Source organism: Lacisediminihabitans sp. (assembly GCF_036404185.1).
In the GTDB taxonomy this organism is placed as follows: Bacteria; Actinomycetota; Actinomycetes; order Actinomycetales; family Microbacteriaceae; genus Lacisediminihabitans.
Map to the genome: position 1 here is coordinate 1 of NZ_DASWPB010000163.1, position 13,824 is coordinate 13,824.

At 66.1% G+C, this 13,824-nt stretch carries 13 protein-coding genes; 9 read left to right on the forward strand and 4 right to left on the reverse strand.

What is annotated here, in order from left to right; translation table 11 throughout:
- Both VGC18_RS11715 and VGC18_RS11720 read right to left on the reverse strand, forming a co-directional pair.
- Nucleotides 1–229, reverse strand: a 229-nt coding sequence (locus VGC18_RS11715) for a low molecular weight phosphatase family protein (protein WP_414672883.1), incomplete at its 3' end; no start/stop codon positions are given.
- Nucleotides 226–1,935 carry a polysaccharide biosynthesis tyrosine autokinase gene (locus tag VGC18_RS11720; RefSeq protein WP_331097548.1) on the reverse strand — a complete coding sequence of 570 codons (1,710 nt, stop codon included), beginning with the start codon at nucleotides 1,933–1,935 and terminating at the stop codon, nucleotides 226–228. The genes VGC18_RS11720 and VGC18_RS11715, both read right to left, overlap by 4 nt.
- Before the next feature lie 348 nt (nucleotides 1,936–2,283).
- Here VGC18_RS11720 and VGC18_RS11725 point away from each other — a divergent pair, with 348 nt between their 5' ends.
- The 3 genes from VGC18_RS11725 (at nucleotide 2,284) to VGC18_RS11735 (ending at nucleotide 6,389) form a co-directional block, all read left to right on the forward strand.
- Nucleotides 2,284–3,432: a glycosyltransferase gene (locus VGC18_RS11725; protein WP_331097550.1), complete on the forward strand. Its 1,149-nt coding sequence runs from the start codon at nucleotides 2,284–2,286 to the stop codon at nucleotides 3,430–3,432.
- Entirely contained in the window at nucleotides 3,429–4,625 is a 1,197-nt protein-coding gene (locus tag VGC18_RS11730; protein ID WP_331097552.1) for a glycosyltransferase family 4 protein, read from the forward strand. Before VGC18_RS11725 ends, VGC18_RS11730 begins: the two co-directional genes overlap by 4 nt.
- 564 nt (nucleotides 4,626–5,189) lie before the next feature.
- The gene (locus tag VGC18_RS11735; RefSeq protein WP_331097555.1) at nucleotides 5,190–6,389 is read left to right on the forward strand and encodes an acyltransferase; all 1,200 of its coding nucleotides are present in this window, start codon (nucleotides 5,190–5,192) and stop codon (nucleotides 6,387–6,389) included.
- Between the two features lie 59 nt (nucleotides 6,390–6,448).
- Here VGC18_RS11735 and VGC18_RS11740 read toward each other — a convergent pair whose 3' ends face one another.
- Nucleotides 6,449–7,111 carry an HAD-IA family hydrolase gene (locus tag VGC18_RS11740; protein WP_331097557.1) on the reverse strand — a complete coding sequence of 221 codons (663 nt, stop codon included), beginning with the start codon at nucleotides 7,109–7,111 and terminating at the stop codon, nucleotides 6,449–6,451.
- Between the two features lie 56 nt (nucleotides 7,112–7,167).
- Here VGC18_RS11740 and VGC18_RS11745 point away from each other — a divergent pair, with 56 nt between their 5' ends.
- The 4 genes from VGC18_RS11745 (at nucleotide 7,168) to VGC18_RS11760 (ending at nucleotide 11,033) form a co-directional block, all read left to right on the forward strand.
- The gene (locus VGC18_RS11745) at nucleotides 7,168–7,917 is read left to right on the forward strand and encodes a hypothetical protein (protein WP_331097559.1); all 750 of its coding nucleotides are present in this window, start codon (nucleotides 7,168–7,170) and stop codon (nucleotides 7,915–7,917) included.
- A gap of 56 nt (nucleotides 7,918–7,973) precedes the next feature.
- Nucleotides 7,974–8,789 carry a carbon-nitrogen hydrolase family protein gene (locus VGC18_RS11750; RefSeq protein WP_331097561.1) on the forward strand — a complete coding sequence of 272 codons (816 nt, stop codon included), beginning with the start codon at nucleotides 7,974–7,976 and terminating at the stop codon, nucleotides 8,787–8,789.
- Nucleotides 8,790–8,886: 97 nt separating this feature from the next.
- Entirely contained in the window at nucleotides 8,887–9,291 is a 405-nt protein-coding gene (locus tag VGC18_RS11755; RefSeq protein WP_331097563.1) for a response regulator transcription factor, read from the forward strand.
- A complete protein-coding gene (locus VGC18_RS11760) occupies nucleotides 9,288–11,033 on the forward strand; it encodes a sensor histidine kinase (protein WP_331097565.1) in 1,746 nt (581 codons plus the stop codon). The genes VGC18_RS11755 and VGC18_RS11760 overlap by 4 nt, the downstream gene beginning before the upstream one ends.
- On the opposite strand, the gene VGC18_RS11765 is transcribed toward VGC18_RS11760, so the two are convergent.
- On the reverse strand, nucleotides 11,030–12,226 hold the full coding sequence (locus VGC18_RS11765; protein WP_331097568.1) for an aminotransferase class I/II-fold pyridoxal phosphate-dependent enzyme: 1,197 nt from the start codon (nucleotides 12,224–12,226) through the stop codon (nucleotides 11,030–11,032). The genes VGC18_RS11760 and VGC18_RS11765 overlap by 4 nt on opposite strands.
- A gap of 157 nt (nucleotides 12,227–12,383) precedes the next feature.
- Between VGC18_RS11765 and VGC18_RS11770 the strand changes: the two genes are divergently transcribed.
- Together VGC18_RS11770 and VGC18_RS11775 are read left to right on the forward strand one after the other, a co-directional pair.
- Nucleotides 12,384–12,947, forward strand: coding sequence for a hypothetical protein (locus VGC18_RS11770; protein WP_331097570.1), 564 nt, complete (start codon nucleotides 12,384–12,386; stop codon nucleotides 12,945–12,947).
- Between the two features lie 371 nt (nucleotides 12,948–13,318).
- On the forward strand, nucleotides 13,319–13,747 hold the full coding sequence (locus tag VGC18_RS11775; protein WP_331097572.1) for a hypothetical protein: 429 nt from the start codon (nucleotides 13,319–13,321) through the stop codon (nucleotides 13,745–13,747).
- Nucleotides 13,748–13,824: the final 77 nt, after the last annotated feature.

Here is a 13,824-nt window from a genome sequence, read left to right on the forward strand (position 1 = left end):
CGATCTGGCGGCTCACGTGCTGGCTCAACTCGAGGCCGAGCTCGGCCGCAAGCTTGAGCCCGGTAGCGGGTACCGGATGCCCGCCGGGCAACAGGCCGGCGGATCGGATGACGAGGTCGAGTCGGTCCGCCCGGCGCTCCGCGATCGCGGCGGCGAAGGGAGAGCGGCATTGGTTCGCCGTGCACACGAACAGCAGCCGATCGCTCGTCCTGTTGGATGGCGCCGTCACGCCGAGTCGTCCCCGACGCTCGGCCGGGTCCGGTTCCGCCCATGTCGGGGACGTAGTTGGCCGCCGGAACTCTCCAACGGTCCGTTATCCGGCCCCGTGACCACCGAGTTCTCCGCGGCCACGGTGTCGGCGATCGTGTCGGCATCACCGGTGGCTTGCAGCCCTTCCTGGGGTCGGAGCCGGGCAGACGAGCGGTTGCTGTAGTAGGCGTCATACGACCTCGGCATACGCCGGTGCGATCGGTTGGCGACCGCGCCGAGGACGGTGGCGCCCTGCGCCTCCAGCGACCTCATCGTCTCTCGAATGTGGCGCCGGAGCGTCCGCCGGACGGTGGTGAGGACGACCACGCCATCCGCGTGCGCTGCGAGGAGCGCGGCGTCGGCCATGAGCAGGGCCGGTGGGGAATCGATGACGACCACGTCAGCCGACGCCGCTAGATGGGCGATGATCCGACCGAATGCGACATTGGCGAGCAGGTCGGCCGGGTCGTCCGACTCGCCGCCGGCGGGTAGCAGACGTAGTCCGGGATACGAGGTGTCGACGAGGAGCCCGTCGATCTCGGCGGGCTGAGACAACCGTTCGGCATCGTCGCGCTCGACGAGCAGCCGAGACAGGCCGTAGCGATCGGCTGAGTCTCCGAAGTAGGTGCTGAGACCCGGGCGGCGCAAGTCGCCTCCGACGAGAATCACCCGCTTACCCGAACGGGCCCAGGCGACGGCGAGATTCGCCGAGATGAAGGTCTTGCCGTCACCAGGTTCCACGCTCGTGATGACCACGACGGCATGGCGGGGAGGGAGGAGCACCTGCAGTGTCGTGCGGAGCGCACGGATGCCCTCATTCAGGGGGGTGCGCTGCGAGGTCGCGGCGGGGAGCGGGTTCTTGTGTCGCGCCGCGCGCCGATCGTAGGTCAACGCGCCGAGAGAGGTCAGGCCGGTGAGTTCCTGGAGCTCGCCCTCCGCTCGAAGCCGGTCATCGAACTGGTCGCGGATGAGTGCGATGCCGATTCCCGCGATGAGGCCGGAGGTGAGAGCGAGCGCGAGCACGATCAGGAGGCTCGGCGTCGTCGGATGCCCCGGGGGCGCGGGGGAGATGATGGTCAGCGGTGCCCCCGCCGTGTCGATCGCCGAGAGCTGGTTGTTCAGTGTGCTGAGCGTCGAGAGTGCGTTCGTCAGGTTCGCGGCCGCGATGGAATCACCCGGATTCGCGATGACCGCTGCTTGGTAAGAGACGGCCTCCTGGGTGATGGAGTCGTGTCGTTCCTGCAGGGCAGAGCGTGCCTGCGTGATCTGCGAGAGAAGGTACTGCTCGTAGCTCTTGCTCACCGCCGTCACACGATCCTGCGCCTGCTTCGGGCTGGTCCCCTGTGTTGTGATCACCACATGATCGGCCGTGCCGTCGCCCGCCGCTTCCGAAGAGGTGGCCGCGTAGAGCGCGGAGGAACTGGCCTCGCCGAGCATGGTCGCGGCGGGATCGAGCACGGTGGGGGAGGTGATCAGCGCGGGGTCCACATCGATGGAGATGCCGGAGAGACTCCCGGTCAGCGCGCCACCCGTCGTCGGGACATCGATTCGTACGGTTGTGGACGACGTGTAGTTCGGCGTCTGCTGCCATTGGTATGCGCCCGCGGCGAGCACGGCCACCAGCACTGCGACGAGGATGATCCACAGTCGTCGCCAGAGCACGTCGAGCACCTGGCGAAAAGTCACGGGATCCTCGATGGGCGACCGGTTGATCGCGTCTGCCTCGGAATGGCGTGCCCCCAAACGGTCCCGGCTCACTTGGACATCCAGATCGGGCCGGCGGGTAAACTCTAGCGTCCGCCACCAGGTGCGGTCGGATTGCAAGGTTAGCAGCGGGCTTATGGCTGCTCAAGGAACGACACCCGGACACCTTCGTCTAGTCCCCGGGTGCGGGTCAGGTCGTGATGCCGCTCGCAGTCTAGACTTGTTGTGCGGCGCCGGATCCACCCGGTGCGGGCCGATGACCTGCGGGGAGGTTACGGTGCTCTGTCGATATCCGGATCCGCACGCATCGGCAGAGGGATGCGAGTGGGGATGACGATCGCTCTCGTCCACGATTACGTGACCCAGCGCGGTGGAGCGGAACGCGTGGCACTGTCCCTGGCGAGGGCGTTTCCTGGCAGCCCGCTTCACACGACCCTCTATCGTCCGGAGACGACCTTTCCCGAATTCGCCGAGCTCGACATCCGGCCGTCGCGCCTCAACCGGTGGTCGGTGCTCCGGAACAACCATCGGCTGGCGTTGCCGTTCCTTGCGCAGACGGTGTCGAGGATGCACATCGATGCCGACATCGTCGTGGCCAGTTCCAGCGGCTGGGCGCACGGTATCCACACGGATGGCCGGAAAATCGTCTACTGTCATGCGCCCGCACGATGGCTGTATCAGGTGGACCGGTATGCGGGGACCGACGAAGAGCGGTCGCTGCGGCGGCTACTGGTGCGCGCGGCCTCCGGCGCACTGGGTCCAGGACTGCGGCGCTGGGATCGCGAGGCCGCCGACTCCGCCGATCTCTACATCGTGAACTCGACGGCGGTGCGCGACGCCGTCCGGAGGATCTACGACATCGACGCGGAGGTGGTCTATCCGCCTGTGCCGCTGATGCCAAGCAACGGTCCGGAGCAACCGGTGGAGGACATCCAGCATCCGTTCCTGCTCTGCGTCGCCCGGTTGCTTCCCTACAAGAACGTCGACGCGGTGATCGATGCCATCGACCGGCTTGGCTCGATCGACCTCGTCGTGGTCGGGGAGGGCCCGGACCGGGAACGCCTCCGCGCCCGTGCGTCGCGTTCCGGGCGGACCCGCTTCGCGAGCGCCGTGAGCGATGCGGAACTGCGCTGGCTGTACCGCAACTGCAGCGGCCTCGTGGCGGCGTCGTTCGAGGATTTTGGGCTGTCGCCGCTTGAGGCCGCCGCCTTCGGCAAGCCAACGGCTGCGCTGAGAGCCGGTGGTTACCTCGACACCGTCCGGTCGGATGAGACCGGCGTGTTCTTCGCAGAGCCGACCTCGACCGACATCGCGGAAGCGCTGGAGACGATGCTGACTCATCCGTGGCAGCCGGCGACGATCGCAGCGCACATCGAGGCGTTCTCGGAGCCCCGGTTCATCGATCGGCTTCGTGCTGTGGTCCGCAACGAGCAGGATCTCGCCCGCGCGGCCTCGGAGGACCACCGCGAGGCGCCATGATGATCACGGGCACCGGCCGCAGGCTGCGCGTTGCTCACCTCGATCACTCCACGGAACCGGGAGGAGCCGAGCTGGCGCTGGTCCGACTGCTGGAGCACAAGGATTGGGACTCCGTCGTCATCCTCCCGCGGGGGCGATCACTCGGGGTGTTCTCCGCCCTCGTTGGCGGTCGGACTGCCGTCGCTCGATGCGGACCGGTGCAGCCGGCCGGAGCCTCCCGCCCCGGTTCCCTGCGGGGGGTGTTGGTCGGAGGCATGCGGCTCGCCGGCGCGGCCGTCGCGCTGGTGGCATCCGGACCGTTCCGCGCTGCGGATGTCGTGCATGCCAATTCGACTCGTTCCGCGGTCTACGGGGCCATGGCCAGCAGACTGCTGCGGAAGCGCTTCGTCGTTCAGGTGCGGGACACCGTGGACCCCGACGTGATGGGAAGGGTTGGTTTCGCGTTCTACAGTCGGCTGGTTCTTCCCTCGGCGGATGCGGTGATCGCGAACTCGCGAGCCACTCTCACGACGGCCGCGCCGTATGTCCGGCCCGATGCCGACGTCCGCGTCATTCCGAGCCCGATCGGCGTGATGCGGGTGGAGGAGGCCTCGATGCGGGAGGGAGTGAGACGTGTGGGCATGGTCGCCAGGATCGCCCCGTGGAAGGGGCAGGATGTGCTGCTGCGGGCGTTCGCCGAGGCCTTCGCCGGTTCCGAGGTCCAGCTGCGTCTCATCGGCGGGACGTCCTTCGACAGCGCTGCCTACCTCCACGGCCTCGAGCGCCTCGCTCGCGAACTGGGAATCGAGCAGCAGGTCCTCTTCACCGGCCATCGTGAGAACGTCGTCGAGGAGATCGGCGAACTCGACATCTGCGTGCACGCCTCCACCCGTGCGGAGCCCCTCGGGCAGAACGTGCTTCAATACCTCGCGCTGGGCAAGGCGACCATCGTCGCGGACGCAGGTGGACCGGCCGAATGGGTGACCGACGGCATCAACGGTCTTCTGTCGAGCCCTGGCGATGTTGCGGGCCTGACCTCGGCGCTGCGCCGCCTCGCCGGCGATCCCGCACTGAGGGCTCGGCTGGGCATCGGAGCGCTCGAGACGCCGGGTCTCCTCGATGATGCGGAGATCTCACGGCGACACGGAGACGCGTTCCGGCGCGTGGCGGCGCGTCAACACTGGAGATGCGGAACCACAGGGTCGAGCGGGTGACCCACTGATGACCTTGGCGGCTAGAAGCTGACGGATCACGCAGGACAATTCGACAGGCGCGAGACCATGGGCGAATGGAACGCTGTCAAAGTCGCTCTCTCCTGCGGAAACTCACGGGATCACAGCAGCCTCAAGACGCTTGATAACGGCCCAACGGCCTTCGCGGTTACGATGAAAGGACGCCGCAGTTGAGGGTCAACGCGCATGTGCTCACAGCAGATCCTGCCTTGCTGACGGCGAGCATTCTTCTTTCGTACTATCCGTACGTGGAACGGATCGTCGTTTCCTACGATCGAATGGGCCGTCCAACTTGACGCCGAGGAAGTCATGGCCCGGCCAGCCACATTCTTCACTGCTCTTGAGCATACCGAGACCACCGGTGCCTCGGGCCTCGACTTCCCGGCGCGCTGGTTCTATACCCGTCTTGCTCCGGGCCGTTTCCTCCGAGCGAGCACTCGATTCTGGAAGCCGATCGCTTCCTGTCCCAGGCCTCTTGCTCTTCGTTCCGGAGAAATTCTCGCCCGTCCTGTATAGGCGCCGGTTGACCGTGTAGGAGCGAGATATATGCTGTTTGGCGAGATGTTCTCGTTTCCGTTTCGGTTGCCGTGCGACAATGCCAGCATGGTGAAACGGGTGTATCTCGGGCGGCTTACTTCGCTGCGTTTCTTCGCTGCGCTCGTGGTGGTCCTCAACCACATCACCTTCACGATGGCCCCTATTAAGGGCGTGTCGAGCCTGATGGGCGTCGGAACTGTTGGTGTCGGCTTTTTCTTCGCGTTATCAGGTTTTATCCTGACCTGGTCACGCAGGCCGGCTGACACAGCGGCGGAGTTCTATCGGCGACGCTTTGCGCGTATCTATCCGCTCCATTTTGCGACGTTCTTGATCGCCGTGCCGGTACTTCTCTTTGTAGGGATCGGTTTTTCCCTTCCAGAGGCCATCGCGAATGTGTTTGTTGTGCAATCGTGGCTGCCGGATTCCAACGTCTATTTCGGTATGAACACGCCGAGTTGGTCACTCTCATGCGAGGCTTTTTTCTACCTTCTATTCCCGTTTGTGATTCCGTTCATACAGCGAGTCAAGGCGAAATGGGCCGGTATCTTCTGTCTGGTAACGGTATTGGCTAACCTCCTCATCGCCGTCGTCGTGACGCATTTGTCCACCGTCACGACACATATCGCCGGTGGTGGCGAACCGGCAAGGTTCTTCCTTTATGTATTTCCTCCCTATCGGATGATCGGCTTCCTGGCGGGTTGCTTGTTGGCGCACTGGATGTCACACGGTGTTCGGTTTCGGCAGCCGACGTTGTTCGCTATCGTGCTGGCAGGCAGCGCCTACCTCGCAATCTTCGAGGCCCAAAAGCTCATCGGTGGGTTTGGATACGGTGTCGAAGACGCGCTGTTCCTGCCGTTCCTGCTGTATCTCATCGCCGCCGCCGTCACGGCTGATCTTGCGAACAAACCAGGTCCTCTGCAAAGCAGGCCTCTACTCCGCCTCGGTGAATGGTCATTCGCGCTTTATCTCACTCACTGGCTATTGATGACGGTTGTACAACGCATGTTTCCGGAGCTTCATGACGCCACCCTTGCAATCAGGATCACGGCGGACATTGCGTTCATCGTGGTTGCGATTGGCATCTCAGCCCTTACTTACTATTGCGTGGAACGTCCGCTCGAAAAGCGGCTGCGTGGAGCACCACCGCGGCCGGAGATGAGCGTGGTTGAAACGGTGGCTCTGCCTCGCGGCCGGCGGATACCGCTTTAGAAATTCGGCAGAGGACATCCGTAAACAAAATAGCCGGGCCGCCGATCCGACGGGCCAGATCACAACCCGAGGATGATCACCCTGCCGTCGGTCTCTCCGGGAGCCCGGGTGGCGGTCAGGCCCAGGTAGTCGGGAACCCGGCGCAACCCGGCGGCCGCCTCGCCCTCGAACCGGCCCACGACCACCGTCGTCGCGCCGGAGGCCCGGGCGGCGAGGAGCCCGGCGGCCGCGTCCTCGAACACGATCGTGTCTCGCGCGTCCTGCCCCAGCCGTTCCGCGGCCAGCAGGTAGCCCTCGGGGGAGGGCTTGCCGACACTCACGTCCTCACCGGCGACGGTCACCGCGGGCAGGGGCATCCCGGCCGCCTCCATCCGGCGCCTGGCCAGTTCGCGTGGCGCGGAGGTGACCAGCGCGACGGATGCCGCGGGCACGCTGGCGAAGAAGGCGGCCGCACCGGGGATCTCCCTCACCCCGTCCATGCGGCTCATCTCCTCGGCCTGGATGGTCGCCGCGATGGCCTCGGCCCTGGGGCTCTCCGGGAGGAATCGCCTGACGGTGTCGATGGTCTGCCGACCGTGGGAGAACCCGAGCAGCGTTGTCAGGTCGATGCCGTGGCGCTCGGCGAACTCCGCCCATACCCCTTCGACGACGGCGGTCGAATCGACGAGGGTGCCATCCATGTCGAAGATGATTGCCGTGCCGGACAGCGGTGACGAGCTCATCGCTCCATTCTCCCCGACGCCGCGGTCTCCTCCCGGCCCACAGCGTTCGTCCCAGGATGCTCTTGTACTCTGCGATGGTGAATCCGGTACCCCAGAATCCGTCCCCCATCCCACCGGCCCGGGTCGAGGCGGAGCGGCGATCCCGTCGGCGCCTGCTTGGCGGGGGGATCGCCGTCGTGGTCGTGCTCGTCGCCGCCGGCATCGTCACCGGCGTCGTGCTGAACGACCATCCTTCCGCGTCCGCTCCGGCGGCCGCCCGCACCGATGCGGACAGCAACACCATCGCCGAGGTGCCGGCCTCTCCCGCTCGGGTCGCCACGGGTGCCTCGACGGATGCGCCATGGCCGGCTCCCGCGAACGCCTCCGGTCGCACCGCCGTCGCCGGGCTGCCGATGCTCAGCGAGGAGGGGACGGTGGAGCACATCCACGCCCATCTGACGATCACCGTCGACGGTCGGGCCGTGCCCCTTCCCGCGGATGTCGGAATCGATCTGACCGAACAGAAGATCTCGCCGTTGCACACCCATGACGCGACGGGGATCATCCACATCGAGTCAGCCGTGAAAGGCACGTTCACACTGGGACAGTTCTTCACCGAGTGGAATGTGGCGCTCGATGCGAATCGCCTCGGCGCATACACGACCGCAGACGGTCACACCCTCACCGTGTTCGTCAATGGATCGCCCGTCACCGGCAATCCGGCGGCGATCGAGCTCACCGCTCACGAGGACATCACCATCGTGTATGCGCCAGCGGGGCAGACGGCGGCGGCTCCGGCGGCCTTCGTCTGGCCGGAGGGCTACTAGCGGCGGGTTCTTCCGCTTTCCTTCGGGTCGGGGCGCCGACCTCGTAGGCTGGCCTGATGACACTCGAGCCTGCACCCGTGGCGGTGGCGGTCGCCCAGTTCGCTCCGGGTGCCGACAAGTCGGCGAATCTGGAGAGCATCCGCGACCTGGCGACGATCGCGGTGACCCGCGGCGCGGCGATGGTGGTCTTCCCCGAGTACTCCTCGTACTTCACCCCGGAGTTCGGAGAGCATTCGGTCGCCGCGGCCGAGACGCTCGACGGGCCATTCGTCGCGGGGCTCGAGGCCATCGCCAAGGTCCTGGACATCCATCTGGTGGCCGGCCTGCTCGAGCTCACCGAGGACGACAACCGGGTGTCGAACACCGTGGTGGCCCTCGACCCCAGCGGGCGACTGGTGGCCAAGTACCGCAAGATCCATCTCTACGACGCCTTCGGCCAGCTCGAAAGCGACTGGGTGGTTCCCGGCGCGATCGAGACCCCGGAGACCTTTCGGGTCGGCGGGCTGACCGTCGGGCTCCAGACCTGTTACGACCTGCGGTTTCCCGAGGTCACCAGACGGCTCGCGGATGCCGGGACGGATCTGGTACTGGTTCCCAGCGAGTGGGTGCGAGGGCCGCTGAAGGAACGGCACTGGCGGACGCTCGTGACCGCGCGAGCGATCGAGAACACGCTCTATGTCGCCGCGGCCGACCAGGCGCCCCCCGTGGGAGTCGGCAGCAGCATGATCGTCGATCCGATGGGCGTGGAGCTCGCAACCGTCGGCGACGGGATCGGCGTGGCCGTCGCCTGGGTCGGGCGGGAGCGGATCGACGAGGTGCGCAGTGTCAATCCCGCGCTGGGGCTCCGGCGGTTCGGCATCCATTCCCTGTGAGACCTGCGCGTAGAGTGGTCTCATCGCATTCTGGGGATCTGTCGTTTCTCTGCCCCAGCCCGAACCGGAGAGGTGGTCCAATGGGGGTCTCTTTCCGGTGAACGACGTCCCTGCCGTTCCCATCAGCGTCGTCATCGCCGACGACGATCCCGACATCAGAGCCCTCATCTCCATCGCCGTGCGCAATGCGGGGCTTTCGCTGGTCGCGGCCGCCTGCGACGGAGACGAGGCGTGGCTCTCTCTGCTGGAACATCGGCCGCGACTCGCCGTGCTCGACGTCGCCATGCCGGGGATGACCGGCTTGGAAGTCTGCGCCCTGGTCAGGGCCGACGAGAGCCTCTCGGGGATGCGGATCGTGCTGCTGTCGGCCGCCGCGGACGATCAAGCGCGGCTGGCAGGGGTCGCGACCGGGGCAGACGCCTATTTCACCAAGCCGTTCAGTCCTCGTGACCTGGCCGCGCGACTGTCCGATTTCATGAGCGCGGACGGAGTGGGATCGTGACGACATTCCTCGACACCGTGGCGAGACGACTGTCGGTGGACGAACCCTCGCCCCGGCTCAAACAGACTCCGACGACGGTCGCTTTTGTCGTCGCGGTCGGGCTGGCGTTGTTCGTGCCTCATCTCACCACGATCGAGCCGATCTCCGTCATCGTCAGTTGCGCGGCGATGGCCGTGGCGACGCTGCTGTCGTTCCTCTTCTCGCGCTCGGGCCATCCCGGGCCGTGGGCGCTCGTGGTGCCCGGGCTGTCCCTCATCGCGATCGCGCTGCTCAGGTCGGGCACCGGCGGCTCGGATTCGCTGTTCACGGCGCTCATCTTCCTGCCCATCATCTGGATCGCGGCAGAGAAGGGGCGCCGCTGGATCCTCGTCACGATGGTGGGAACCTCGCTGACGATCCTGCTGCCCTATCTCATCACGCCGGGTCTGTCCGTCAGCGTCGCCGATTGGCTTCGCGGCGTCTTCGCCCCGTTGATCATCGGCCTCGCCTCGGCGATGATCAACGAACTGGCCAGGCAGGCCAGGCGTCAGTTCGACTCCATCGAGAATCTCGCCCGCGAACGCGAGGAGATGCTGGTCGAGAGCCTGTCGTTCGCCGACCGGCTGCAGCAGAACGAGGCGCGTCTCCACGCCGCCGATCGTCTGACCAGAAGCGTGCTCGATGCCGTCACCGAGCAGTCGGTCATCGGCACCGACCTGACCGGGCTGGTGGATGTCTGGAACCCCGGGGCGTCCATGATGCTCGGCCTCGCCGCCGATGAGACCCAGGGCAAGCGCTACATCTTCGAGTTCCACCTCGAGGAGGAGCTCGAGAACCGGTCAAGGGAGTTGAACTATCCCCCCGGCGAGACGGTGCTGAACCCCGGGTTTTCCGCACTCGTCGAATCCGCGCGGCTCGGTCAGGCGGAGGTGCGCACCTGGACCTACGTGCGATACGACGGCAGCACACTGTCCGTGTCCGTCGCCGTCACCCCGCGCGTGGACGACGACGGGGTCACGGTCGGCTATATCTTCGTCGGCACGGACGTGACCCAGGCGCTGGAGGTGGCCAGGCTCAAGGACGAGTTCGTCGGCCTCATCTCGCACGAGCTGCGTACGCCGCTCAGCTCGATCCTCGGTTATCTCGAGCTCATGCGTGACGACGAGACCTCGCCGCTCTCGGACGAGCAACTGCAGTACCTGGGAGTGGCGGAACGCAATGCCCACCGCCTGCTCCGGTTGGTCGGCGACCTGTTGTTCACGGCCCAGGTGTCGTCAGGCACGTTCCCGCTCGACGTCGGCCAGGTCACGCTCAACGATGTGGTCGCGTCGGCGGTCGAGTCTGCGCGTCCCGCGGCGGCTGCGGCGGGAGTCGAGATGACCCTCACCCTGCCGGAGGAGGCCGTCTCCCTTCGCGGCGACTCCCTTCGTCTCGGCCAGGCCTGCGACAACCTGATCTCGAACGCCATCAAGTTCACCCCGCGCGGCGGACTGGTGACCGTCAGCCTGACCACGACCACGAGCGAGGCGATCATCACCGTCCGCGACACGGGCATGGGCATCCCGGCCTCCGAGCTCGACCAGCTCTACGCGCGGTTCTTCCGCGCCTCGACGGCCACCCGCAACGCCGTTCCCGGCGTGGGGCTGGGGCTGACCATCACCAAGGCGATCGTCACCTCGCACGAGGGAAAACTCGATGTCGAGAGCGAGGAGGGCGTCGGGACGGCCTTCATCCTGACGCTACCGCTTCCGCGGCACAGCTAGCCTCCCAGCCGCGCCAGCTGCGCCGAAGCACGCTCGAGCACGTCCACGCGTTTGCAGAACGCGAACCGCAGCAATGACGCGTACTCGTGCTTGTTCTCGTCGGCCACGAAGGCGCTGATCGGCACGGCGACCACCCCGGCAAGTTCGGGCAGCCGTCTGCAGAGGGCATCGGCGTCGGCAAAGCCCAGCGGAGCGGCATCCGCGATCACGAAGTAGGAGCCCTGCGACTCGCTGACGGCGAATCCGGCCTCTCGCAGGCCCGACGAGAGCACATCGCGTTTCCGGCGCAGTCCGTCGGCGAGACCGGCGAAGAAGGTGTCGGGCAGACCGAGGCCGACGGCGATGGCCGGCTGGAACGGGGCGCCGTTGACGAAGGTGAGGAACTGCTTGACCGCGAGGATGGCCTCCACGAGCTCGGCAGGAGCCGTGAGCCAGCCGATCTTCCATCCGGTGGTGTTGAAGGTCTTGCCGCCGCTGGAGATCGTGACCGTACGGTCCCATCCGCCCGGCAGAGAGGCGACGGGAACGTGCTCCGCCCCGAAGGTCAGGTGCTCGTAGACCTCGTCGGTGACGATCACGGCGTCGTGCTGATGGGCGAGTTCGACGAGGAGCTGCAGGGTGTCTCGCCGCAGGACCGCGCCGGTCGGATTGTGCGGATTGTTGATGAGGATGAGGCGGGTGCGGTCGGTGATCACGCGACGCAGCTCGTCGTGGTCCGGCTGGAAGTCCGGGGTCCGAAGCCCGACCGTGCGGTGGATGCCCCTGGCGAGTCCGATCATCGCCGCGTAGGAGTCGTAGAAGGGCTCGAGGGTCACGACCTCGTCACCGTCGTCGACGAGGGCGAGGATCGTGGCCGCGAGGGCCTCGGTGGCACCCGCCGTCACGAGGACCTCCCGATCCGGGTCGGGATCGAGCCCGTAGAAGCGGCGTTGGTGGGCCGCGATCGCCTCGCGCAGGACGGGATAGCCCGTCGCCGGCGGGTACTGGTTGAACCCGTCCCCGATTGCCCGCCGGGCGGCGTCGAGAACCTCGACCGGCCCATCCTCGTCGGGGAAGCCCTGTCCGAGATTGATCGCGCCGGTCGCCGCGGCGAGGGCGGACATCTCCGCGAAGATCGTCGGTTTGAGACCGCCGTCCTCACCGAGCAGCATTGCCCCGCGGGCGGCGCGGTCCCACGCTCCGGAAATGTTCATGTGCGTGTGACTTCCGTCTGTCGGTCGGTGAGGGTTTTCATGGCGATAGCTGTCCACGGTACCGTCTGTTCGCGGAAGAGGGGTGCTGCGCCGGAAGACTTCGTCATAGGTGTGGAAAAGTTCGGTCTGCCCGGCCGGGTTCGGCTACCGTACCTGCATGCGAACCGTGTCGGGTGCCTTCGCTGCCCTTGCAGCGCTGCTGCTCCTTCTCTGCGGATGCGCGCCATCCGGCCCCCGTCCGAGCTCGACCCCGGGGCCGAGTCCCACCCCGATCTTCGCCACGGAAGCGGATGCGCTCGCCGCAGCCACGGATGCCTACGCCGCGTATGTGCGTGTATCGGACCAGATTCTCATGGACGGAGGCGCGAACCCCGATCGCATCCGCGAGGTGGCTACCGGCGACGCCCTTCAAACGGCGCTGGATGGTTATGCGACATTTCGGGACAAGCAGTATCGCGCAATCGGTGGCTCAAAGATCAGCCATACCCGACTGCAGCGCTATTTCCAGAACGAAAAAGACGGGGCAGGCATAGTCAGCACCTACTCATGTCTGGACGTATCTCAAGTCGATGTCCTCGACGTGAATGGCGTCTCCGTCGTATCCGCTAGCAGACCTAACATCCAAGCTTTTGAATTGTCTTTCGATTGGACGCCTCGACTGCAGCGTCTGTTGTTGGCATCTCGGACTGCCTGGAGTGGTGATGGTTTATGCACGGATTAAAGGCGCTTGCGGTCGTGGTCGTGTCCATTAACATGCTTTTCCCCTTTGCTAGCCCGGCTCGAGCATCATCGGGTTGCACAGAATCGGACATATTTGTAACCGGTTGTCCCACGGTCACCGGCGGCATCAACAACGGCGGGGTCGAGCTCGGCGGATCCCTCACGACGCCGGGTTCCGCCGGCGGCCCCTCGCGGGGAGGACGGGACGACGTCACCAAGGGAACCGGAGAGCCATCCGTCGCCGCCCCCTGCGACAGATGTGCCGATCTCCGCGATGGTTATCACATCAGCCCGCCAGAGTCTCCGCCGGCCGATGGCCCTGTCACGCTGCGAGACCTCATCGGGTTCGCGCCACGGGCCGGCATCGCCCGCATGGAGCCGAACGGATGGATGGTCATCGGTCTTCCCGTCAACTTCTATGTCGAGGCGCCCGTCCAGGTGTTGGACGGACAGCTTCTCTCCCGGCCCGCCTCTGTGCGATTCACGTCCAGGCGGTACCACTGGGTCTACGGCGACGGTCATTCCGCCAGCCTGACGGTGAGGGGCGCTCCGTGGGCCGCGCAGGGGGTGGAGGAATTCGAGCCGACCCCGACCAGTCACGTCTATCGTCGAGCGGGGACCTACTCCATCGATCTCACGATCGACTTCACCGCCGAGTACCGTTTCGCCGGCGGCGACTGGACCTCGATAGCAGGCAGTCTCGCCGTTCCGGCCAACCGCCTCGTGGCGATTGCGGACGACGCCAAGACGGTTCTCGTCGCTCGAGACTGCGCGACGAAGCCTTCCGGACCGGGCTGCTAAACGGTCGAGCGAAGGCTTAGGAAGACGCCGGCCGGCTCACAGCGCGTCCAAATACAATGTTCAGGTTGGCGGTGGAT